23 protein-coding genes and 1 pseudogene are annotated in these 22,056 nt (G+C 62.0%); 14 read left to right on the top strand and 10 right to left on the bottom strand.

All coding sequences use genetic code 11. The features are described from left to right. Positions 1-423 precede the first annotated feature (423 nt). The 10 genes and pseudogenes from HX812_RS25365 to madM form a co-directional block, all read left to right on the top strand. Positions 424-663 (top strand): DUF6124 family protein, encoded by a 240-nt coding sequence (locus HX812_RS25365; protein ID WP_025857698.1) that lies wholly within the window; start codon positions 424-426, stop codon positions 661-663. Positions 664-960: 297 nt separating this feature from the next. Next, on the top strand, positions 961-2,631 hold the full coding sequence (mdcA, locus tag HX812_RS25360) for a malonate decarboxylase subunit alpha (protein ID WP_038849452.1): 1,671 nt from the start codon (positions 961-963) through the stop codon (positions 2,629-2,631). Then, the gene (locus HX812_RS25355; protein ID WP_038849449.1) at positions 2,632-3,465 is read left to right on the top strand and encodes a triphosphoribosyl-dephospho-CoA synthase; all 834 of its coding nucleotides are present in this window, start codon (positions 2,632-2,634) and stop codon (positions 3,463-3,465) included. Then, positions 3,465-3,764, top strand: a complete 300-nt coding sequence (locus tag HX812_RS25350; protein ID WP_015886328.1) for a malonate decarboxylase subunit delta — start codon at positions 3,465-3,467, stop codon at positions 3,762-3,764. Before HX812_RS25355 ends, HX812_RS25350 begins: the two co-directional genes overlap by 1 nt. After that, positions 3,757-4,599, top strand: coding sequence for a biotin-independent malonate decarboxylase subunit beta (locus HX812_RS25345; RefSeq protein WP_038849446.1), 843 nt, complete (start codon positions 3,757-3,759; stop codon positions 4,597-4,599). The genes HX812_RS25350 and HX812_RS25345 overlap by 8 nt, the downstream gene beginning before the upstream one ends. Then, on the top strand, positions 4,596-5,366 hold the full coding sequence (gene mdcE / locus HX812_RS25340; protein ID WP_038849444.1) for a biotin-independent malonate decarboxylase subunit gamma: 771 nt from the start codon (positions 4,596-4,598) through the stop codon (positions 5,364-5,366). Before HX812_RS25345 ends, mdcE begins: the two co-directional genes overlap by 4 nt. Further along, entirely contained in the window at positions 5,360-5,947 is a 588-nt protein-coding gene (locus HX812_RS25335; RefSeq protein ID WP_038849441.1) for a malonate decarboxylase holo-ACP synthase, read from the top strand. Before mdcE ends, HX812_RS25335 begins: the two co-directional genes overlap by 7 nt. Beyond that, on the top strand, positions 5,944-6,843 hold the full coding sequence (mdcH, locus tag HX812_RS25330; RefSeq protein ID WP_038849438.1) for a malonate decarboxylase subunit epsilon: 900 nt from the start codon (positions 5,944-5,946) through the stop codon (positions 6,841-6,843). Before HX812_RS25335 ends, mdcH begins: the two co-directional genes overlap by 4 nt. A 67-nt stretch (positions 6,844-6,910) precedes the next feature. Beyond that, on the top strand, positions 6,911-7,315 hold the full coding sequence (gene madL, locus HX812_RS25325; protein ID WP_038849435.1) for a malonate transporter subunit MadL: 405 nt from the start codon (positions 6,911-6,913) through the stop codon (positions 7,313-7,315). Between the two features lies 1 nt (position 7,316). Beyond that, a pseudogene (gene madM, locus HX812_RS25320) lies at positions 7,317-8,048 on the top strand (malonate transporter subunit MadM); the annotation flags it as partial. A 2-nt stretch (positions 8,049-8,050) separates the two neighbouring features. Here the strand turns inward: madM and HX812_RS25315 are convergent. Genes HX812_RS25315 through HX812_RS25305 form a run of 3 tightly spaced genes read right to left on the bottom strand, consistent with a single transcriptional unit; the run spans position 8,051 to position 10,117 of the window. After that, positions 8,051-8,971: a LysR substrate-binding domain-containing protein gene (locus HX812_RS25315; protein ID WP_038849433.1), complete on the bottom strand. Its 921-nt coding sequence runs from the start codon at positions 8,969-8,971 to the stop codon at positions 8,051-8,053. Positions 8,972-9,008: 37 nt separating this feature from the next. Further along, positions 9,009-9,551 (bottom strand): chromate transporter, encoded by a 543-nt coding sequence (locus HX812_RS25310; RefSeq protein ID WP_038849430.1) that lies wholly within the window; start codon positions 9,549-9,551, stop codon positions 9,009-9,011. Further along, positions 9,551-10,117, bottom strand: coding sequence for a chromate transporter (locus tag HX812_RS25305; protein WP_038849429.1), 567 nt, complete (start codon positions 10,115-10,117; stop codon positions 9,551-9,553). Before HX812_RS25305 ends, HX812_RS25310 begins: the two co-directional genes overlap by 1 nt. A 163-nt stretch (positions 10,118-10,280) precedes the next feature. Here HX812_RS25305 and HX812_RS25300 point away from each other — a divergent pair, with 163 nt between their 5' ends. After that, positions 10,281-10,898 (top strand): hemolysin III family protein, encoded by a 618-nt coding sequence (locus HX812_RS25300; RefSeq protein ID WP_016976069.1) that lies wholly within the window; start codon positions 10,281-10,283, stop codon positions 10,896-10,898. Here HX812_RS25300 and HX812_RS25295 read toward each other — a convergent pair. Beyond that, on the bottom strand, positions 10,893-11,795 hold the full coding sequence (locus HX812_RS25295; RefSeq protein ID WP_038849427.1) for a LysR family transcriptional regulator: 903 nt from the start codon (positions 11,793-11,795) through the stop codon (positions 10,893-10,895). The genes HX812_RS25300 and HX812_RS25295 overlap by 6 nt on opposite strands. A 108-nt stretch (positions 11,796-11,903) precedes the next feature. Here HX812_RS25295 and HX812_RS25290 point away from each other — a divergent pair, with 108 nt between their 5' ends. After that, the gene (locus HX812_RS25290) at positions 11,904-13,127 is read left to right on the top strand and encodes a D-amino acid dehydrogenase (RefSeq protein WP_038849424.1); all 1,224 of its coding nucleotides are present in this window, start codon (positions 11,904-11,906) and stop codon (positions 13,125-13,127) included. A 20-nt stretch (positions 13,128-13,147) separates the two neighbouring features. On the opposite strand, the gene HX812_RS25285 is transcribed toward HX812_RS25290, so the two are convergent. Both HX812_RS25285 and HX812_RS25280 read right to left on the bottom strand, forming a co-directional pair. Further along, on the bottom strand, positions 13,148-13,867 hold the full coding sequence (locus HX812_RS25285; RefSeq protein ID WP_033897093.1) for a 16S rRNA (uracil(1498)-N(3))-methyltransferase: 720 nt from the start codon (positions 13,865-13,867) through the stop codon (positions 13,148-13,150). 151 nt (positions 13,868-14,018) lie between these two features. Further along, entirely contained in the window at positions 14,019-15,425 is a 1,407-nt protein-coding gene (locus tag HX812_RS25280; protein WP_038849421.1) for an adenosylmethionine--8-amino-7-oxononanoate transaminase, read from the bottom strand. Positions 15,426-15,697: 272 nt separating this feature from the next. On the opposite strand from HX812_RS25280, the gene HX812_RS25275 reads away from it, so the two are divergent. Continuing rightward, on the top strand, positions 15,698-16,249 hold the full coding sequence (locus HX812_RS25275; protein ID WP_038849419.1) for a cytochrome b: 552 nt from the start codon (positions 15,698-15,700) through the stop codon (positions 16,247-16,249). A gap of 32 nt (positions 16,250-16,281) precedes the next feature. Further along, positions 16,282-16,860, top strand: coding sequence for a YceI family protein (locus tag HX812_RS25270; protein WP_016976077.1), 579 nt, complete (start codon positions 16,282-16,284; stop codon positions 16,858-16,860). A 67-nt stretch (positions 16,861-16,927) separates the two neighbouring features. On the opposite strand, the gene HX812_RS25265 is transcribed toward HX812_RS25270, so the two are convergent. The 4 genes from HX812_RS25265 to metF all read right to left on the bottom strand — a co-directional run bounded on the left by HX812_RS25265 (position 16,928) and on the right by metF (position 21,901). Beyond that, positions 16,928-18,814, bottom strand: coding sequence for a DEAD/DEAH box helicase (locus HX812_RS25265; RefSeq protein ID WP_038849418.1), 1,887 nt, complete (start codon positions 18,812-18,814; stop codon positions 16,928-16,930). Between the two features lie 221 nt (positions 18,815-19,035). Continuing rightward, on the bottom strand, positions 19,036-19,827 hold the full coding sequence (locus HX812_RS25260) for an ABC transporter substrate-binding protein (RefSeq protein WP_038849417.1): 792 nt from the start codon (positions 19,825-19,827) through the stop codon (positions 19,036-19,038). Positions 19,828-19,890: 63 nt separating this feature from the next. Then, entirely contained in the window at positions 19,891-20,973 is a 1,083-nt protein-coding gene (locus HX812_RS25255) for a hypothetical protein (RefSeq protein ID WP_038849415.1), read from the bottom strand. 82 nt (positions 20,974-21,055) lie between these two features. Then, on the bottom strand, positions 21,056-21,901 hold the full coding sequence (gene metF, locus HX812_RS25250) for a methylenetetrahydrofolate reductase [NAD(P)H] (RefSeq protein ID WP_038849413.1): 846 nt from the start codon (positions 21,899-21,901) through the stop codon (positions 21,056-21,058). Positions 21,902-22,056 lie beyond the last annotated feature (155 nt).

The raw sequence follows: 22,056 nt of genomic DNA, 5'->3' as shown, positions 1-22,056 counted from the left end.
CCCCAAAATGTGCGGCCGCTTCCTGCCTGTAAAAACGCAGTGTTCTTACTGGGGTTGCTGCGCAGCCCAGCGGGAGCAAGCTCCCTCGTCACAGGGGGTTGGGCTCTCGGATTTTTCCTGCAAGATTTTGGGCCATGCATGAACTTGTCGCGTGCCGTCAGCGCGCCTAGTCTTCGTCCTGTCATCGCAAAAAACGGTGACACGGACGTGCAAGTCCGACGAAACTGTTTAGGCGTACAAACGCCCAGCCAACCAACGGGCGTTTTTTGTGCTCGCTGCTTTATGGCGGCTGCGCGCAGGAGGTCTTCGGACCTGCTGGGTGTCCTAAACAGGCCCGGTCTTGCACACCTGCGCACGGTCGCCACCCTCATTCGCGTGCAAGCGAAAGGTGGCGCTCCTTACTCACTGTTTAGGAGCTTCATCATGGTCAAACCTACCCCCAATCCGCCCCTCTTCACCGTAAACCCGCACGAAAACACCGAAACCCTGCTGGTCAACGCCAGCGAAACCCTGTCTTCCCTCAACGCACTGACCTGCAATCTCGCTTTCGACCTGGACACCTCCCAGCGCGCGATCATGCTCGGGATTCAGCAAATGGCAGAGTTGGGTCAGTTGTTGGTTGATAGAGCGTTGGAGCAAGTCAGCCCATCGCCAGCCTCTTGAAACGGTCCCAAACAGGGACTGATCGTTCCCTGCTTGGGACCGCTACTTAAAGAACACCACCCAACACATGTGGGAGCGGGCTTGCTCGCGAATGCAGGGTGTCAGCCAATACATCTGCATCTGATACACCGCATTCGCGAGCAAGCCCGCTCCCACATTTTGATCTTCATTCGGTCAAAACCAGCATTTGCTGATGTTCTATTACCCCAACCGTAACGAACCACCGCCGAGCTTGATTGATGGCCCTCTGAATCACTCCTAAGGTACAGCCCACGACAGCAAACCCGTGGAGCGACCATGACAACAACAATCACCCCCGACTCGCGCTGGACGCGGCGGCGCGACGAGAAGCAGCGGCGGCTCGGGCTGGTCAAAAAATACGCAGACGGGGCGGTGTTGCCCAGTGACAGGATCGTCGAGGCGCTTGAGGCGCTGATCCTGCCCGGTGACCGTGTGGTGTTGGAGGGCAATAACCAGAAGCAGGCGGATTTCCTCTCGCGCTCCCTCGCCAAAGCCGACCCGTCCAAGCTCCACGACTTGCACATGATCATGCCCAGCGTCGGCCGTTCCGAGCACCTGGACCTGTTTGAAAAGGGCATCGCGCGCAAGCTGGACTTCTCCTTCGCGGGCACCCAATCCCTGCGCATCAGCCAGTTGCTCGAAGACGGCCTGCTGGAAATCGGCGCGATCCACACCTACATCGAACTCTACGCGCGGCTGGTGGTGGACCTGATCCCCAACGTGGTGCTTTCCGCCGGCTTCATGGCCGACCGCGCTGGCAATATCTACACCGGCGCCAGCACCGAAGACACCCCGGCGCTGATCGAGCCCGCCGCGTTCAGCGATGGCATCGTGATCGTGCAGGTCAACCAGTTGGTGGATGACGTTACCGATTTGCCGCGCGTGGATATCCCGGCGAGCTGGGTGGATTTTGTGGTGGTGGCCGACAAGCCGTTCTATATCGAGCCGCTGTTCACCCGCGACCCGCGCCACATCAAGCCGGTGCATGTGCTGATGGCGATGATGGCGATCCGTGGCATCTACGAAAAACACAATGTGCAGTCGCTTAACCATGGCATCGGCTTCAACACCGCCGCCATTGAATTGATCCTGCCCACCTACGGAGAATCCCTTGGCCTCAAGGGCAAGATCTGCCGCAACTGGACCCTCAACCCGCACCCCACGCTGATCCCCGCGATTGAAAGCGGCTGGGTCGAAAGCGTGCATTGTTTTGGCACCGAACTGGGCATGGAGAACTACATCGCTGCACGGCCGGATGTGTTCTTCACTGGTCGCGACGGCTCGATGCGTTCCAACCGGATGTTCTGCCAACTTGCCGGCCAATACGCGGTGGACCTGTTTATCGGCGCCACCTTGCAAGTGGACGGTGACGGCCATTCTTCCACCGTGACCCGTGGACGCCTCGCCGGGTTTGGCGGCGCACCGAACATGGGCCACGACCCGCGTGGTCGTCGCCATGGCACGCCGGCCTGGCTGGATATGCGCCACGACGATGCACCGGAAGCGCTGTTGGAGCGCGGCAAAAAACTCGTGGTGCAAATGGTCGAGACCTTCCAGGAAGGCGGTAAACCCACCTTTGTCGACACCCTCGACGCCGTGGAAGTCGCGCGCAAAAGCGGCATGCCCTTGGCGCCGATCATGATCTATGGCGATGACGTCACTCACCTGCTCACTGAAGAGGGCATCGCCTACCTGTACAAGGCGCGTTCACTCGAAGAGCGCCAGGCGATGATCGCTGCCGTCGCAGGTGTCACGGCGATTGGCATGCGCCACAACCCCAAGGACACCGCGCGCATGCGCCGCGAAGGGTTGATCGCCTTGCCCGAAGACTTGGGCATCCGCCGCACCGACGCCACCCGCGAACTGTTGGCCGCCAAGAGCGTGGCCGACCTGGTGGAGTGGTCCGGTGGCTTGTACAACCCGCCCGCCAAATTCAGGAGCTGGTAAATGCGCGCCCTTAAATTGCATGAACTCAGCCTTGCGGATCGCCTGGCCGATCTGGCCGTCGATGCGCTGATCGATGAAGCGGACCTGTCGCCCAAACCCGCGCTGGTGGACCGGCGTGGCAACGGCGCCCACAGTGATTTGCACCTGGGCCTGATGCACGCCTCGGCGTTGTCGCTGTGGCCGATGTTTAAGGAGATGGCCGAGGCGGCGATTGAATTCGGTGAAGTCGGCTTGCCCCTGCGTGAAGCCCTTGGGCGCATTGGCCGTGAAGGTGAGCAAGCAATGTTGACCACCACCAACGGCGTGAACACCCATCGCGGTGCGATCTGGGCCCTTGGTTTGCTCACGGCAGCGGCGGCGCTGGAACCTCGCGCCGTCACGCTGACGGCAGCCAAACTGGCCTTGCTCAACGACCGCTACGCGCCGCAGCCCGTGAGCCACGGTGCTCAAGTCGCCCAACGTTACGGCGCACGCGGCGCTCGTGAAGAAGCGCAGCTGGGCTTCCCGTCCGTGGTGCAACGCGGCTTGCCGCAGCTGCACCGAAGCCGCCAGCAAAACGCCGGCGAACAGAACGCGCGCCTGGACGCCTTGCTCGCGATCATGACGGACCTGGCCGACACCTGCGTGCTCTACCGTGCTGGCACCGAAGGCCTCTACGCGATGCAACGCGGCGCCCAGGCCGTGCTGGAGGCAGGCGGCAGCGCAACCCTCGGCGGTCGTCGCCAACTGCACGCGCTGGACCTTCAACTGCTGGCCCTGAATGCCTCCCCCGGCGGCGCCGCCGACCTGTTGGCTGCCTGCCTGTTTATCGACCGCCTCGACGGAGCGTTGTGATGGAAACCTTGTCCTTTGAATTCCCCGCCGGGCAGCCGCCAAAAGGCCGTGCTCTGGTGGGTTGCGTCGGCTCGGGCGATCTGGAGGTGCTGCTGGAACCCGGTACGCCGGGCACGCTGACCATCCAGGTGCAAACCTCGGTGAATGGCGCCGAGCAACGTTGGCAGCATCTGTTCGAGCGCATCTTCCAGGAGCAGACGCCACCGGCGTTGAACATTGATATCCACGACTTCGGTGCCACCCCCGGCGTGGTGCGCTTGCGCCTGGAGCAGGGTTTCGAGGAGATCGGCCATGACTGACTTACTCGCCAAACACAGCTTCGTTGAGCTGGGCGCTCGGCAGCGGGCCAAGGCGTTGCTGGACGCCGGTTCCTACCGCGAATTGATCGACCCGTTCCAGCGCGTCATGTCGCCGTGGCTCAGTCGCCAAGGTGTAGTGCCGCAGGCCGATGACGGTGTGGTGATCGCCAAGGGCAGCATCGACGGAAAGCCTGTGGTGGTTGCCGCCATTGAAGGCAACTTCCAGGGCGGCAGCCTGGGTGAAGTCGGCGGTGCAAAAATTGCGGGCGCTCTGGAGCTGGCGGCCGAGGACAATCGCAAGGGCATTCCCACCTGCGCCGTCCTGTTGCTGGAAACCGGTGGCGTGCGCTTGCAGGAAGCCAACCTGGGCCTGGCGGCCATTGCGGATATCCACGCGGCGATTGTCGATCTGCGCCAACACCAGCCGGTGATCGGCGTGGTGGCGGGCAGTGTCGGTTGCTTTGGCGGCATGTCCATTGCTGCTGGATTGTGCAGTTACCTTGTCGTCACCCGCGAAGCGCGCCTGGGTTTGAATGGCCCGCAAGTCATCGAACAGGAAGCGGGGCTTGAGGAGTACGACTCCCGCGATCGGCCTTTCATCTGGAGCCTGACCGGCGGTGAGCAACGCTTCAACAGCGGCCTGGCCGATCGCTATGTCGCTGACGATGTGGCCGAGATTCAACAGACCGTCAGCGCATTACGACAACAAGGCCTGCCCACCCAACAACGCAGTCGTCAGGCCGACTATTACCTGGCGCGCTTGGCCGAACTGGACGCAACGCCGCAAATCGACCCGGCGACGGTACGCGCGCTGTTTCAAGGAGATCGCTCATGAGAGGTTTGCAGTGGTTCAACGCATTGAGCGCCGGAGCGACAGCCGTTGAGGGTTTGCCCAACTCGCTGAAAGTCGCCGATGGTGTGCTGGGTGAGCAGCCTGTGCGCTATATCGCTGTGGTCACCGACGCGCAAAACCGCTTCCCCCGCGCACGCAATGGCGAAGTCGGCCTGCTGGAAGGCTGGGGTCTGGCAAAAGCCGTCGATGAAGCCATCGCCCGTGGCGACAAGCGCCCGATCATCGCCATCGTCGATGTACCGAGCCAAGCCTATGGCCGTCGCGAAGAAGCGCTCGGCATCCACCAGGCGCTGGCTGCTGCCGCCGACAGCTATGCCCGTGCGCGTCTGGCCGGGCACCCGGTGATTGCGCTGTTGGTGGGCAAGGCCATGTCCGGTGCGTTTCTCGCCCATGGGTACCAAGCCAATCGCCTGATTGCCCTGCGCGATCCCGGTGTGATGGTGCACGCCATGGGTAAGGCTTCGGCGGCGCGGGTGACCCTGCGCAGCGTCGAAGAGTTGGAAGCCTTGGCCGCCAGCGTGCCGCCCATGGCCTATGACATAGACAGTTACGCCAGCCTGGGCTTGCTGTGGGAAACCTTGTCGGTCAGCCAGATTGAACAGCCTACATCAGAGGATGTGGCGCGGGTCAGCGATTGCCTGGTGAGTGCGATCAAGGATATTCGCAGCACCGACTTGAGCGTCCGCCTTGGTGCGACCAACCGCGCGGCTTCCAGCCACGTACGCCAACTGCTGCGGGAACAATGGTGAACGCCCACGACTTGCTCTGGGGCATGACCCCGGCGCATCTGCCTGCTGACGCTCCGGTGTGGGCGGTGGAGGCGGTAGGCACGGTGGTGGTGCGTCGCGCAATCGTTGCGCCGGGCTGGGTCGCGGTAGGCGTGCGCGGGCGTTTGCGCGAGCAGCGGTTTGCTGCCGAGATGCCGATTGCCGCGGTGCAGCGGCGAGTCACGCCGCAAGCGCTGCGTGACGTTGTCTCGACACGGGACTTACCGGCCTTGCACGCACTCGAACAACTGCGGCCGGTGCTGGCGCCCTTGAATTGGGGCATCACCGGCAGCGCGGGGTTTGAGCTGGCAACGGGCATTGAAGCGCTGCATGCCCAGAGCGATCTGGACCTGATGCTGCGCACGCCCGAGCCGCTGGATCGCAACGATGCACGCGACTTGCTGGCAACCTTGGACAACACCGCGTGCGCTGTGGATATGCAACTGCAAACACCTTTCGGCGCCGTCGCCTTGCGCGAATGGGCCGGTTCATCGCGGCGCGTGCTATTGAAAACCGCCCGCGGTGCGCACCTCGTCATTGATCCTTGGCAGGCGGTGGCATGAGCAGCCTTTTGGTCTTCCCCGGCCAGGGCGCCCAACGCTCCGGCATGCTCCAGGCGTTGCCGGCCGATGTGTTGGAACACGCCAGTGATGCCTTGGGCGAAGACGTTCGCGTATTGGATTCGGCGCACGCCCTGGCGAGTACCCGCGCCGTGCAGCTTTGCCTGCTGATCGCCGGCGTGGCCCACGCCCGCTTGCTGCAACACACGCCGGATTACGTCGCAGGGTTGTCCATTGGTGCTTACCCGGCAGCGGTGATTGCCGGTGCGCTGGATTTCGCCGACGCGATCCGGCTGGTCAGCCTGCGCGGCGAGCTGATGCAAAACGCTTATCCACAGGGCTACGGCATGACCGCGATCATCGGCCCGGAGTTATCCACCGTCGAAAACCTGCTGGCCGAAATCCACAGCCCCGAAACCCCGGTGTACCTGGCCAATATCAACGCCGACAACCAGACGGTGATCGCTGGCAGCGACCAGGCCATGAAGCTTGTCGCCAGTCGCATCAAAGGCAACGGCATCGCCAAGCGACTGGCTGTCAGCGTGCCGTCTCACTGCGCGTTGCTGGAGCAGCCAGCCCAGGCTTTGGCACAAGCCTTCGTGCCGCTCAAGGCACCGCGCATCACCTACCTGAGCAGCACCCGTGCGCGGCCGATCCACAACCCCGAACAATTGCGCGACGACCTGGCCTTCAATATGTGTCGCATCGTCGACTGGCGCGGCACTGTGCAAAGCGCCTACGAGCGCGGCGTGCGCCTGCAAATCGAACTGCCACCGGGCGCCGTGCTCACCGGCCTGTCACGCCGCGTATTCGAACAAGGCACGGTGATCGCCTGCGAAGGCGCACGCCTGGACACCTTGCAGGCCCTGCTGCAAGAGGAGGAGCGCCGCCACCGATAAAGCAGCACCCAAGGCTTTCGAAGCACAACAACAACAATTTCGATCGAGCACTTTGAGGACAACAACAATGATTATCTACGGTGTGGCATTGCTGGCGATCTGCACGCTTGCGGGCGTGATCATGGGCGACATGCTTGGCGTGTTGCTGGGTGTCAAATCCAACGTGGGCGGGGTGGGGATCGCGATGATCCTGCTGATCTGCGCCCGCCTGTGGATGCAAAAGCGCGGCGGCATGACCAAGGATTGCGAAATGGGCGTGGGCTTCTGGGGCGCGATGTACATCCCCGTGGTGGTGGCGATGGCTGCGCAACAAAACGTGGTGACCGCTCTGCACGGTGGCCCTGTGGCGGTGCTCGCGGCGATTGGGTCAGTGGTGGTGTGTGGTTGCACCATTGCGCTGATCAGTCGTACCCACAAGGGCGAACCCTTGCCCGATGAAGATCCGCTGATCGTTCCTGCGGGAGGTCGCTGATATGTGGGATCTAATTGAAAAAGGCTTGGAACATAACGGCCTGGTCACCGCGTTTGCCTTTGTCGGCGTGGTGATGTGGATTTCCGTGGTGCTGTCCAAGCGCCTGACCTTCGGGCGTATTCATGGCTCGGCGATTGCCATTGTCATCGGCCTGGTATTGGCCTGGGTCGGCGGCACGATCACCGGCGGCCAGAAAGGCCTGGCGGACCTGGCGCTGTTCTCCGGCATCGGCCTGATGGGCGGCGCAATGCTGCGCGACTTCGCCATCGTCGCCACGGCGTTTGAAGTGCAAGCCACCGAGGCGCGCAAGGCCGGAATGATCGGTGTGATCGCGTTGCTGCTGGGCACGATCCTGCCGTTTATCGTCGGCGCGAGCATGGCCTGGGCCTTTGGGTATCGCGATGCGATCAGCATGACCACCATTGGCGCGGGCGCTGTGACCTATATCGTCGGCCCGGTGACCGGCGCGGCGATTGGCGCGACGTCGGATGTGATGGCGCTGTCGATTGCCACCGGGTTGATCAAGGCGATCCTGGTGATGGTCGGCACGCCGGTGGCGGCGCGTTGGATGGGGCTGGATAACCCGCGTTCGGCGATGGTGTTTGGTGGGCTGGCCGGCACCGTCAGTGGTGTGACGGCTGGCTTGGCGGCGACAGATCGGCGGTTGGTGCCCTATGGCGCGCTGACTGCGACGTTTCACACCGGGTTGGGTTGCTTGCTCGCGAAAGCGGTTTGTCAGGCTGTCACCTGGCGGTTGGCGTACATCCGACACTCCGCCAATAACGCCAGCAAGTTCGGGTCCCTTTCCTTGGCCTTCAGGAACACCACGCCAATATGCTGCTGCAACCGATACCGGGGTTGCAGCGGTATCAACTTCACGCGGTTCTCATACACTGCCGCAATCCGCCCCGGCAGCAGCGCATAACCCACGCCTGAGCTGACCATGCTCAGCAACGTGAAGATGTCATTGACTTGCATCGCCACCTTCGGCTCGAACCCCGCCTGCTTGAACACGCGATTGCCATCCTGGTGTGTGGCGAAGCCTTGGGTGAGGGTGATGAAGGTCGCGTCGCGCACATCTGCCAGGTCGATTTGCTGGTCGCGGTCGAACGGTGAATCCGCCGGGGTGGCGAGGAAGATATCGTCGGAGAACAGCGCGATCTGTTCGCAGTCCGGGTCGTTGGCGTGCTCGTCGAGGGAGATGAGGATCGCGTCCACTTCCATGTTCTTGAGCTTGTAGAGCAGGTCGAAGTTGGAGCCCAGGATCAGGTCGATGTTGAGTTCGCTGCGGCGGATCTTCAGGCCCATGATCAGTTGCGGCACGGTCTTCACCGTCAGCGAATACAGCGAGCCGAGCTTGAAGCGTTCAGCGGAGAACCCGGCGGCTTCACGGGTGAGGCGCACGCTGTCGACCACATCGGCCACCAGTTTCTGCGCGCGCTCTTCCAAGACGTAGGCGCTTTCCAGCGGCGTGAGGTTGCGCCCTTCGTGTTTGAACAGCGGGCAGCGCAGGGCGTTTTCCAGGGAGTGGATGGCGCGGTGCACACTGACGTTGCTGGTTTGCAGCTCGGCGGCGGCGCGGGCCAGGTTGCCGGTGCGCATGAACGCCAGGAAGATCTCGAGCTTTTTGAGGGTGAATTCTTCGTCGATCAGCATGGCCGTGGCTCTGGTTCGAATGCCGTCGATTGTGCCCCTAAAACCAGTCCGCTCCCAGCCATGCACTGCACAGGCCCAATAGCACGCCAAGGATGATCAGCCAGATCGCATTCAGCCGCGTGTAATACACCACGGCGGCACTGGCCAGGGTCAGCACCAGGCTGGTGGCGTTGCTTTCCAGGCTGTTCATGAGGATGTAGCTGGCGGCGAGGATCAGGCCAATGGAAATCGGCAGCAAGCTGCGCTTGACTCGCTGCACCCACGGCGTTTCGGTGTGGCGCTCCAGCCAGCCGGCGCCGACGTAGGTGAGCACCGAGCACGGCACCAGCTTGGCCAGCAAGGCCACGATGGCGCCGGGCAGGCCGGCGGCTTGCTGGCCGATAAACACCAACAGCATGCCATTGGGGCCGGGCAACGCCTGGGATAGGGCGAAGAACGCGACGAACTGTGCGTCGGTCAGCCAATTCATGTCGTTGACTGAGTAGCGATGGATATCGCCGATGGCCACCATGTTGCCGCCGATCGACATCAACGACCATAGCGCGCATTGGATCATCAAGTGCAGGAGCGTGCCTTGCATCAGCGGGCTCCCTTGCGTGTATCGATGAAGCCCAGCGCCAGCGAACTGGGGATGCAGATCAACAGCACCATCCACAGCGGCAGCACCAGGATTGCCATCAGCACAAAGGTCATCAGGAACGCGACGTAGTTGGCGACCGTCCTGGGCATGGCCTTGAGCAGGCGTAGGGTGGTGCCCAGAATCAGGCCGGTGGCAATCGGCATCACCGCGCCGAAAATCTGCTGCACCACCTCATGGCTCCACCACTGTGTATAGGCGAATCCGGCAAGCACGGTGATCAGCGACGGGAACAGGTACAGCCCGCACACGGTCACAACCGCACCGGGCAGGCCATGCAGGCGACGGCCGTAGATGATGCCGACGTTGGCGATATTGGGACCGGGGAAAAACTGGCCAGTGGTCAGCAGCTCATTGAACGCCTGTTCGCTGACCCAGCGCCTGCGGTCGACCATCATTTGCCGCGCCCAGGGCATCACGCCACCAAAGCCGAACAGGCCAACCATGGCAAAGTTGTAAAACAGCTGCCATAGGCTGGGTTGCGGCGCGTCGGGTTCAAACTCGAGCATGGTCAACACCAATGATTGGGGCGGATGCGCCCCCTGTAGGCGCCGCTGTGAATCATCCAATGGACGGTAGTGTTCGTGCAAATGAAGAAAGGGTGTTACCTGATAGTGAGTGGGTGGCGTCAGAATGCTTAAGGTGATAACGGTTATTCGAGGTGAGTGACACATGTATCACGGGGAACGATTCAACGCCTGGAGCCATTTGCTTGGGGCGGTTGCGGCCTGTATCGGCGCGGTGTGGATGTTGGTGGTGGCGAGCCTGGATGGCAGCCCCTGGAAGATCGTCAGCGTGGCGATCTATGGCTTTACCCTGATGGTGTTGTACAGCGCCTCGACCGTGTACCACAGCGTGAAGGGGCGGCGAAAAGAGATCATGCAGAAGGTCGATCACTTTTCGATCTACCTGCTGATCGCCGGCAGTTACACGCCGTTTTGCCTGGTGACCTTGAGAGGGCCGTGGGGCTGGACGCTGTTTGGCATCGTGTGGGGGCTGGCGGTGATCGGCATCCTGCAGGAGATCAAGCCGCGCTCCGAAGCGCGCATCCTGTCGATCGTGATTTACGCGGTGATGGGCTGGATCGTGCTGGTGGCGGTCAAGCCGCTGCTTGCCGCATTGGGCACGGCGGGGTTTATCTGGCTGGCGTCGGGCGGCGTTTTATACACCGTCGGTATCATCTTTTTTGCCTTGGAGGATCGCCTGCGCCACTCCCATGGGATCTGGCATTTGTTTGTGATCGGCGGGAGTTTGCTGCACTTCGTGGCGATCATGCATTACGTCCTATAAACGCTCCAGAAGCTCACGGGCACGCTGGCCAAAGATCTGCAGCAGATTGGCCAGCATGTGCGGCGGCGGTTCATCGGCGCGGGTCAGGGCGTACAGGGTAATCGGCAACGGTGGCGTGAGCGGGCGGATGCACGTGGTGGCCGTCGAGGCACCCAGGGCCGTAAAGGGGTCGATGACGGTGAGGCCGGCGCCGGACTCCACCATGGCACGAGCCAGGGAGTAGGTTTGCACGGCGATTGTCACCCGTGGCGGTGGGTCGACGTTTTCCAGGTAACTGTCGAGTTTTGCCGCCAGCGGGTCGGCGCTGGACAGGCCAATCAGCGGCGTGCCTGCCAGATTCGCCAGGGGCAATGGCTGGCTCAATTCGGCGTCGGACCAATAGCCCTTGGACGCCAGCGCCACCAGCACGCCGTTGGCCAGCACCTGCGTGGTCAACCCCGGATGACCGGAAAAGTTGAGCGTCAGCGCCAGGTCGATCTCACGCATCAGCAGCTTCTGCACCAGCTCGCGGCTATGGTCGCTGGACAGCTCGCAGGCCATGTCCGGGTAGTCGCGCTTCCATTCCAGAATCGCCGGCGGCAGCAGTGACAAGGCCAGCGCCGGGATCGCGCCGATGCGCACACTCTGGCCTGGTGCACGGCGCAGACTCTTGGCCAGGCGTCGCACGCCTTGCAGGCTTTCGGTGACTTTCTCCACTTCGCTTTCCAGCGCCAGGGCTTCCGGGGTGGGCTGCAATTTGCCGCGCACGCGCAGGAACAGCGGGAAGCCTAGCTGCAATTCAGCATGTTGCAGCACCTTGGTGACCGCCGGTTGCGACACATGCAACAACTGCGCGGCGGCGCTGACGGAGCCGGTCTGGCGGATGGCCTGGAAGATTTCGATATGACGCAAGCGCATGGCAAGTCCATAACCTTTGTTTATAGGTGAGCCATCTTTATTCATTGTCGGCGGCCTGTCACCTGCCCCTAGGCTTGAGACCTCTGGATTCAACGGCGGACGGCGCAAATGGTGTGCATTATCGGGGGTGGAGTGATTGGCCTGGCCAGCGCCTATGCGTTGGTGCGTGCCGGTCATGAGGTGACGGTGATCGACGCGCGCGAGACCCTGGGCAGCGAGACCAGCTTCGCCAACGGCGGTCAACTGTCCTACCGCTACGTGGCGCCACTGGCCGATGCGGGTGTGCCGCTGCAAGCCATCGGTTGGTTGTTGCGCGGTGACTCTCCGTTGAAGCTGCGCCCGCGCCTCGACCCGCAGCAGTGGCGCTGGATGGCGGCGTTTCTCGGTGCCTGCCGGGGCTCGGTGAACAAGCGTAATGCCGCGCACCTGTTGCGCCTGGCCTCCCTGAGCCAGGACACCTTGCAGCAGTGGCGTGACGAAGATCACCTGGATGGCTTCGATTGGCGGCGCAACGGCAAGCTGGTGACCTTTCGCAGCGCCAGCTCCTTTGAACATGCTCGTAGCAAGGTCACCGATATCCTGCAACAACAAGTGCTCTCAGCCGCCGATTGCGCACGCCTCGAGCCCGCGCTGGCGGGCGGTGGTTTTGTCGGCGGGATCTACACGCCCAATGAGGAGGTCGGTGATTGTCACGCCTTCTGCCAGCAGTTGGCGGCGCGGTTGGAAGCGTCGGGACGATGCCGCTTTTTGCTGGGCCGCAAGGTCACCGGTATTCGCCACGCCGAGGGCGCAGTGCAGGCCATCGAGTTGGGCGATGAGGTGATGCCGGTTGAGCATCTGGTGCTGGCGGCCGGGTATCGCAGCGCCGAGTTGGGGGTGCCGTTGCCGCTGTACCCGCTCAAGGGCTACAGCCTCAGCGTGCCGATTGGCACGCAACATCAGGCGCCGAATGTGAGCATCACCGATTACGACCGAAAGATCGTGTACGCGCGTATTGGTGAGCAACTGCGAGTAGCCGCGATGGTGGATATCGTTGGCTTCGACGCCAGCCTTGAGCCCAAACGCCTGGCGTTGATGAAGCGCCAGGCACTGGAGACGTTTCCTGACGCTGGCGACTACGCCCACGCGGTGGAATGGGCCGGCATGCGTCCGGCGACGCCGACCGGCGTACCGCTGATTGGCGCCAGTACCTGCCGCAACCTGTGGCTGAACCTTGGCCACGGCGCGCTGGGTTTTACATTGGCCTGTGGCAGCGGGCAGTTGCTGGCTGAACTGATTGGCCAGCGAGCGCCTTCCATTGATATGCAGGGCCTTTCGCCAGCGCTGATTTGATCGGGTTGCAGAAGAAGGCGTTAGAAATCGCCCCACAACTGTTGGGCGACCGCCAACGCCACCACCGGCGCCGTCTCGGTACGCAATACACGCGGGCCGAGGCGGGCGGCGTGGTAGCCGGCGGCTTGGGCGGTGTCGACTTCATTGTCGGTCAGCCCACCTTCAGGGCCGATCAGAAAGGCCAGGCTGGAAGGCTTGGCGTGACTGACCATCGGCTCGGCCACCGGGTGCAGCACCAGCTTCAAATCCGCTTCGGTCTGTTTCAACCAGTCCGCCAGCAGCAGTGGTGGGTGAATCACCGGCACCGTGGAGCGCCCGCATTGCTCGCAGGCGCTGATCGCCACCTGGCGCCAGTGCAGCAGGCGTTTGTCGGCGCGTTCGTCCTTGAGCCGCACTTCGCAGCGCTCGCTGAAAATCGGCGTGATGGCGTTGACGCCCAGTTCGGTGGCTTTCTGAATGGCCCAATCCATGCGCTCGCCCCGGGACAAGCCCTGGCCCAGGTGGATGTGCAGCGGCGATTCAGCTTGGCCGGCAAAGCTTTCGACGAGTTGCACGCTAACGCGTTTCTTGCCGACTTCCAGCAGGCTGCCCCGGAACTCCTGGCCGGAACCGTCGAACAATTGCACAGCGTCACCTTCGCCCATGCGCAGCACACGGCTGATGTAGTGCGCCTGGGCTTCCGGCAGTTCGTGATCGCCAAGGCTCAGCGGGGTGTCGGTGAAAAAACGGGACAGTCTCATTTCTTTTCTCTGCAAAATTCTGTGTAGGCGCGAGATAACGTAGGAGCAAAATAACTGTGGCGAGGGAGCTTGCTCCCGTTCGACTGCGCAGCAGTCGCCTGCTTTTGGGGGCGCTTCGCACCCCAGCGGGAGCAAGCTCCCTCGCCACAAATCAACCGGGGTCGCGGAAGCCTGGGTGGAAATCTTTTGGTACCGCAACACTGACACTGCTGTTAGTGGCGATATCGATGCCTTCGCTGGCGACTTCGGCGAGGAAGTCGATCTGTTCCGGCGTAATCACATAGGGCGGCAGGAAATACACCACGCTGCCCAGTGGCCGCAACAGTGCACCACGTTCCAGGGCATGCTCGAACACCTTCAGGCCACGGCGTTCCTGCCAGGGGTAGGCGGTCTTGGTGGCTTTGTCCTGGACCATCTCGATGGCCAGCACCATGCCGGTCTGGCGCACTTCCGACACGTGTGGATGGTCCACCAGATGCGCGGTGGCGCTAGCCATCCGCTGGGCCAGGGCCTTGTTGTTTTCGATGACGTTGTCTTCTTCGAAAATATCCAGGGTCGCCAACGCTGCCGCGCACGCCAGCGGGTTTCCGGTGTAGCTGTGGGAGTGCAGGAAGGCGCGCAGGGTCGGGTAGTCGTCGTAGAACGCGTCGTACACGTCATCGGTGGTGACCACGGCGGCCAACGGCAGGTAACCACCGGTGAGGGCCTTGGACAGGCACAGGAAGTCCGGGCGGATGCCGGCCTGCTCACAGGCAAACATGCTGCCGGTGCGACCGAAGCCTACGGCGATTTCGTCGTGGATCAAATGCACGCCGTAGCGATCGCAGGCTTCGCGCAGTAACTTGAGGTACACCGGGTGGTACATGCGCATGCCGCCGGCGCCCTGGATCAGCGGTTCGATGATCACGGCGGCGACGGTGGCGTGGTGCTCGGCCAGGGTCTGTTCCATTACCTGGGCCATCGTGCGCGAGTGGTCTTCCCAGCTCACGCCTTCGGGGCGCAGGTAGCAATCGGGGCTTGGCACTTTGATCGTGTCGAGCAGCAGCGCCTTGTAGGTCTCGGTGAACAGCGGCACGTCGCCCACGGACATCGCGGCGATGGTTTCGCCGTGGTAGCTGTTGGTCAGGGTGACGAAGCGCTTTTTATTCGGTTGGCCGCGGTTGAGCCAATAGTGGAAGCTCATCTTCAGCGCGACTTCGATGCAGGACGAGCCGTTGTCGGCATAGAAGCAGCGGGTCAGGCCCTCGGGCGTCATCTGCACCAGGCGCTCGGACAGCTCGATCACCGGCTGGTGGCTGAAACCGGCGAGGATCACATGTTCCAGCTGGTCGACCTGGTCCTTGATGCGCTGGTTGATGCGCGGGTTGGCGTGGCCAAACACGTTGACCCACCAGGAACTGACGGCATCGAGGTAGCGCTTGCCTTCGAAGTCTTCCAGCCATACGCCTTCACCGCGCTTGATCGGGATCAGCGGCAGTTGCTGGTGGTCTTTCATCTGGGTGCAGGGATGCCACAGCACCGCCAGGTCGCGTTGCATCCACTGGTTGTTCAAGCCCATCGGTGTTCTCCTCGAAGCGGTCCTGCGGCGGGCGCAGGTAAAACAATCGCGCAAGCCTATGCAATGCATGGCTGTGTCACAAGCCATTACCTATGAATTGACGGTAAAGGCAGGACGGTCTGTCACGTTTCTTCTGGATAGTCCTTAATCCGATGTTAATTTACGCTTCATACCCTCAAGATCGTATTTCTCGATATTTCAAAGCGAAATTTTCCGCTTTAATTCGATAGGTAAATCGCTAGTCTTGGGCGCACTACTACGGGATTAAGTACATGCAGTTTCGTAATTCACCGGCCCGCTATGGCTGGGTCAGCATGGTTTTGCACTGGGGCGTGGCCCTGGTGGTGTTTGGCTTGTTCGCCCTGGGCCTGTGGATGGTCGGTCTCGACTACTACAGCGCCTGGCGTAAAGACGCGCCGGACCTGCATAAGAGCATTGGCATCACGCTGTTCGCCATCATGCTAGTGCGTATTGTCTGGCGCCTGGTGAGCCCGCCGCCGCCACCGCTGGCCAGCTACAGCCGCATGACCCGTATCGGCGCTGCCTTTGGCCACGGGTTCCTGTATCTCGGGTTGTTTGCCGTGATGATCGCCGGTTACCTGATTTCCACCGCAGACGGTGTCGGTATCCCGGTGTTTGGCCTGTTTGAGATTCCTGCCGTGGTTTCCGGACTACCGGACCAGGCAGATAACGCCGGCCTGGTGCATCTGTACCTCGCTTGGGTGTTGGTGGTCTTCGCCGGCTTGCACGGCGTGGCTGCGTTGAAACACCACTTCATTGACCGTGATGCGACCCTGCTTCGTATGCTGGGCCGCAAAGCCTGATGTTCAACCTCGACTCACAAGGAATAGAACGCATGTTGAAAAAGACCCTCGCCGCTCTGGCAATCGGTACTGCCCTGCTGTCTGCAGGTCAGGTGATGGCTGCTGACTACAAGATCGACAAAGAAGGCCAGCACGCCTTCATCGACTGGAAAATCAGCCACCTGGGCTACAGCTTCATCCACGGCACCTTCAAGGATTGGGATGGCACCTTCAGCTGGGATGCCGCCAAGCCGGAAGCCAGCAAAATCGCGGTCGACGTGAAAACCGCCAGCCTGTGGTCCAACCACGCAGAACGTGACAAGCACATCGCCAGCAAAGATTTCCTGGACGTTGCCAAGTTCGCTGACGCCAAGTTCGTCTCCACCGCTGTTAAATCGACCGGCGAAAAAACCGCTGACGTGACCGGCGACCTGACCTTCCACGGCGTGACCAAGCCGGTGACCTTCAAGGCCACCTTCAACGGTGAGGGCAAAGACCCGTGGGGCGGCGAGCGTGCCGGCTTCAACGCCAAGACCACCGTCAACCTGAACGACTTCGGCATCAAAGGCCCAGGCCCGTCCTCGCAGACTGTGGACCTGGACATCTCGCTGGAAGGTGTTAAGCAGAAGTAATTTTTGCCTGCACAAAAAAATGCCCCGCATCGAAAGATGCGGGGCATTTTTTATTGGGCTACAAAACTCAGCGGTTGCGGGTCAGCAGCGCTGGCTTTTCACCACGAGGACGGCCTGGCAGTTGATCCAACTGCTCGGGTGTCGGGAAGCGATCAGCCTTCGACTCCTTGTGGATGATCTTTGGCGCCGGGCCACCGCGTGGGTTCTGCACGGCCGGCTCGGACGAGCGAGGCTGGTCGTCACGGGCCGGGCGACGGTTGTTGCTGCGCGAGTCTTCGCGGCGAGCCTGGCCATCACGCGGCGCGCCGTTACGCGGGCCGTTGCGCTTGGCAGGTGGTGTACCGGTGGTGCCGCCGCTGCTGTTGCGTGGACCATTCTGACGACCACCTTGTGGCTGACCGCCACGTGGAGCACCAGCGCCTGCGCCCTGTGCCGGGGCACCTGGACGACGGCCACGGCCCTGGGCCGGTTTGGCCTGTGGTACGTAGTCGACGCGGTTACCGAAGTTATCCACGTCGTCGTCGAGGAACTCGTCCGGTGCACGGTCGGCAGCGGCACGTGGCGGCTGGCTCGGCTGGCGCTGTTCGCGGGCCGGGGTGCCTTCACGTGGCTTTTGCTCGCGGGCTGGACGCTCGCCACGGCCGTTGGTAGGCGCTTTTTCCTTGCCGCCCTTGTCTTTGCCCTTGTCGCGACGACCGCCGCCACCACCGCCGCCGTTCGGGCCATCGCCCTTCGGACCGCGTGGGTTGCGCGGGTTGCGCACGTCTGGACGCTCGCGCGCTTCAGGCTTCTCAGCCTCAACGGCGCTGGCATCGAAGCCCATCAGGTCGCCGTCGGCGATTTTCTGCTTGGTCATGCGCTCGATGCTTTTCAGCAGTTTTTCTTCGTCCGGCGCCACCAGGGAGATGGCTTCACCCGAACGACCGGCACGGCCAGTACGGCCGATACGGTGCACGTAATCTTCATCGACGTTCGGCAGTTCGAAGTTGACCACATGCGGCAGCTGGTCGATATCCAGGCCGCGGGCGGCGATATCGGTGGCGACCAGGATGCGTACGGTGCCGGCCTTGAAGTCAGCCAGGGCCTTGGTGCGCGCGTTCTGGCTCTTGTTGCCGTGGATGGCGACGGCGGTGAGGCCATGCTTGTCCAGGTACTCGGCCAGGCGATTGGCGCCATGCTTGGTGCGGGTGAAGACCAGCACCTGTTCCCACGCGCCAGCGGTGATCAGGTGAGCCAGCAGCGCACGCTTGTGGCTGGCAGGCAGGCGGAACACGCGTTGCTCGATACGCTCGACCGTGGTGTTCGGCGGCGTGACTTCGATGCGTTCCGGGTTGTGCAGCAGCTTGCCGGCCAGGGCAGTGATGTCCTGGGAGAACGTGGCCGAGAACAGCAGGTTCTGGCGTTTGGCTGGTAGGCGGGCGAGGACCTTTTTCACGTCATGGACAAAGCCCATGTCGAGCATGCGGTCGGCTTCGTCCAGCACGAGGATTTCCACGTGGGACAGATCGACGCTGCCTTGGCCGCACAGGTCGAGCAAACGACCTGGGCACGCGACCAGCACGTCCACACCACGGGACATGGCCTGAACCTGTGGGTTCATGCCGACGCCGCCGAAGATGCAGGCGCTGACGAACTTCAAGTCGCGGGCATACAGCTTGAAGCTGTCGTGCACTTGGGCGGCGAGTTCGCGGGTGGGGGTCAGAACCAGTACGCGCGGTTGGCGCGGGCCGTGACGCTGGGATTTGTCCGGGTGACCATTGGGAAACAACCGCTCCAGAATCGGGAGGGCGAAGCCGCCGGTTTTACCAGTACCTGTCTGAGCCGCGACCATCAGGTCGCGACCTTGCAACACGGCGGGAATGGCCCGCTGTTGCACCGGAGTAGGCTCGGTATAGCCCGCTGCCTCGATGGCGCGGACTAAAGCCTCGGAGAGACCGAGGGAAGCAAAGGACATGAGTAATCCTGTTTTAGTTAGGGCTTGGCCCAAAGGGATAATCTTGCCGGGCGTGAATGACGCTTAGGGGAGCGTTATCCCGTCCGGTCCTGCTGCGTCTGGCGGGCACTCCACCGGCTCGCGCGGGCTGAAAGCTGCGCTGTAGCGGGGTTGGGTGCCTTTTTCAAGACCTCAGCGGCCGGGCGTGAGCCTGGCGGAAAGGCCGGAGTATAACAGAGCAATCACGGCGCGCTGCTTTCCTGCTGCTCAACGGTGCGTCCAGACCCCGTAATCGCTTGGATTCCACCATATTTGGCGCTCAAAACACTATAGGCCGGCTCTTGCTTGAAGCGTTTGAGCTCGGCGGCAAAGCGTTGCACCAACAGATCCATGCCCGCGCCACGACGCACCGCAAGGAACTGCTGCTGGCGGCTGACCACCAACGGCGCCTGGCTGACCTTGCCTTCCAGGCCTAGCGTCTTGATCACATGCTGGCCTACACGGCGGTCGGTGATCACCAGGTCGATACGCCCGAGCATTAATTTGCCGAAGTTGGCTTCATGGCTGGGGGCGGGCTCGCGGTTGAACAGGGTGGAATCGCCGAATGTCGCGCCGTACAGATACCCCGGCGACGTCCCGACAGTCAGGCCCCGCACCTCTTCGAGGCTTTGAACGGGATGGGGGCGATCATTGGCGTAGAACAGCACGAATTCCACCTCCGACAGCGGTTCGCTGGGGTACAGCAGCAAGGCGTCGCGCTCATGGCTGTGGAAAATATCCAGCGCCCCGTCGGCATGGCCTTGGTCGAGCATGGCCAGGCAGCGCTTCCAGGGCAGGAACTGCCATTGCACTTCCACGCCCAAGCGTTGGAACACGATCACCGTGGTTTCGTAGTCCAGCCCCTGCATGGTGCCCTGTTGCTCATACACATAGGGCGCCCAGGGCTCGGTGACAATGCGCAGTTTCTCGCCGTAAGCGGCCAGGCTCAGGCAAGTAAAAAGGGCAGCGGTCACAAGCTTCAGAATGATGGGCATGCCCTGAGGTTACGACGCTCCTGCCTTAAAGAGAAGCTCTGGCGCACGCATCTGCGGGCGATGCTATTTTGCCTCTGAGGTCATCAGGTGTTCGTAGATGGCTGCGCGCCGCTCGCCGAGAATCAGGCGCACCAGGGGGTTGGCGAACCAGTGTTCCAGTTGGTGCGCGTCCACCGGGCACTTCTGGCGCTCTGCCTGGTTTTGCCGAGCCTTGTCCCACCAAACCGGGCCGCACGCCTGGTCGAATTCGTTTTCATGCTCGTAGCAACCGTAGAGAATCTCGCGGATGAACTGCTGCTTGCGCTTGGGCAGGGCCAGGGTGATCAGCTTGTACATCAGGCGCTGCAGGCGCGGTGGGCGCGGCAGGTGGGCGGAAACCTTGCGCGTGTCGGCCAGTGCCTCGGCGCTGACGGGCGTGGCGGCGTGTTTGATGATCCAAGCCTTGACCTTGGCGCGGAACAGCTGTTTGCGGCTCCAGTAGTGGTGGATCAGGTCCGGACACTGGCGGACGTTGACTTGACGGTATGCGGCCACCGACAAGCAGAACTCTTCCAGGGTGTACGCGCCATGGGCCATCGGAAACAATTCGTCCATCAACTCGATCGAGTGCTCCAGCAGGTGTGCGTCTTGCCGGGCCAGGCCCATGACGCCGGAGTTGAGTAGCCACATATCGTCGTCGGCCACGCCCTTGTCGGCCAGGTAGTTGGCCAGGGCTTCATACAGCACGCTTTCGCAGTTATCACCGTATTTTGCGTGGAACGCGTTGCACAACAAGGTGCCGGGCGCGACGCGCTCGAACAGCGCCATGGGCGAGTCGTGGAAAAACGTATCCGTGTCGATCAGCAGCGCGCGTTCCGAGGTTTCGAGGACCTGGCGCAACAGCACATGTTTGGTGCGGAAATGGTAGCCGTGGGGTTCGCTCCAGCGTTGGCGCGTGGCGTCGTCCAGTGCGTGGACCTGCACCGGCAAACCTGCGTAGGGCGTGGGGTTATCGCTGAACACCTGGATGTCCAGCGGCATGTTCTGCGTAGTGCCCAGATGCGCGAGTGCACTGGCGATGCTGAATACCGCTTCCTGATGGTAGGTCTCGGCGCCAAATACCAGGTAAACCAGCTGTGGGCGAGGAGTCGGGGGCGCTGTATTCATTTACTGCTGGCTTCCATTCCGGGAGTGTGTGAACAAAAAAAGCCCCCGTATAAACGAGGGCCTTGATACTGCTTGAACGACCTCAGCGCGGCAGCTTGAGGTTGTTCCAGATCGCAAGGCTCGGTTCAGCCTGGTTAAGGGTATAGAAATGCAGCCCTGGCGCACCACCGTTCAACAAATCTTCACACATATTCGTGATGACCTGTTCGCCAAACGCCTGGATGCTCTTGACGTCATCGCCATAGGCTTCCAGTTGCTTGCGCACCCAGCGTGGGATCTCGGCACCGCAGGCGTCGGAGAAGCGCGCCAGCTTGCTGTAGTTGGTGATTGGCATGATGCCCGGCACGATCGGGATGTTCACACCCATGGCCCGTACACGCTCGACGAAGTAGAAGTAGCTGTCGGCGTTGAAGAAGTACTGGGTGATCGCGCTGTCGGCGCCGGCGTTGGCCTTGCGCACGAAGTTCTGCAGATCGTCTTCGAAACTATGTGCCTGGGGGTGCATCTCCGGATAAGCCGCCACTTCGATGTGGAAGTGATCGCCGGTTTCTTCACGGATGAAGCTCACCAGGTCATTGGCGTGGCGCAGCTCACCGCTGGCCATGCCCATGCCGGACGGCAAGTCGCCACGCAGGGCGACGATGCGCTTGATGCCGGCGGCTTTGTATTGGGTCAGCAGGCCGCGCAGGTCGTCCTTGCTGTCGCCCACGCATGACAAATGCGGAGCGGCGGGAACTTTGACTTGGCTTTCCAGCTGCAACACGGTGTTGATCGTGCGGTCACGGGTCGAGCCGCCGGCGCCGTAGGTGCAGGAGAAGAAGTCGGGGTTGTAGCTGGCCAACTGCGTAGCAGTCGCCATCAGTTTTTCATGCCCAGCATCGGTCTTGGTCGGGAAGAACTCGAAGCTGTAGCGACGGTCTTGGGACATGGTCGTACCTATGGAAACTCATCAAGCCAGAAGATGTACACCGTCAATGTGGGAGCGGGCTTGCTCGCGAATGCGGTAGGTCAGTTGATGAATATGTCGACTGACACACCGCATTCGCGAGCAAGCCCGCTCCCACATAAAGCCCGCTTCCCTCG

It is taken from the genome of Pseudomonas sp. IPO3749 (assembly GCF_013386605.1).
GTDB lineage: Bacteria > Pseudomonadota > Gammaproteobacteria > Pseudomonadales > Pseudomonadaceae > Aquipseudomonas > Aquipseudomonas azotoformans_A.
The sequence above is the reverse complement of the archived record's forward strand: the minus strand, read 5'-3'. Positions and strand labels throughout refer to the sequence as shown.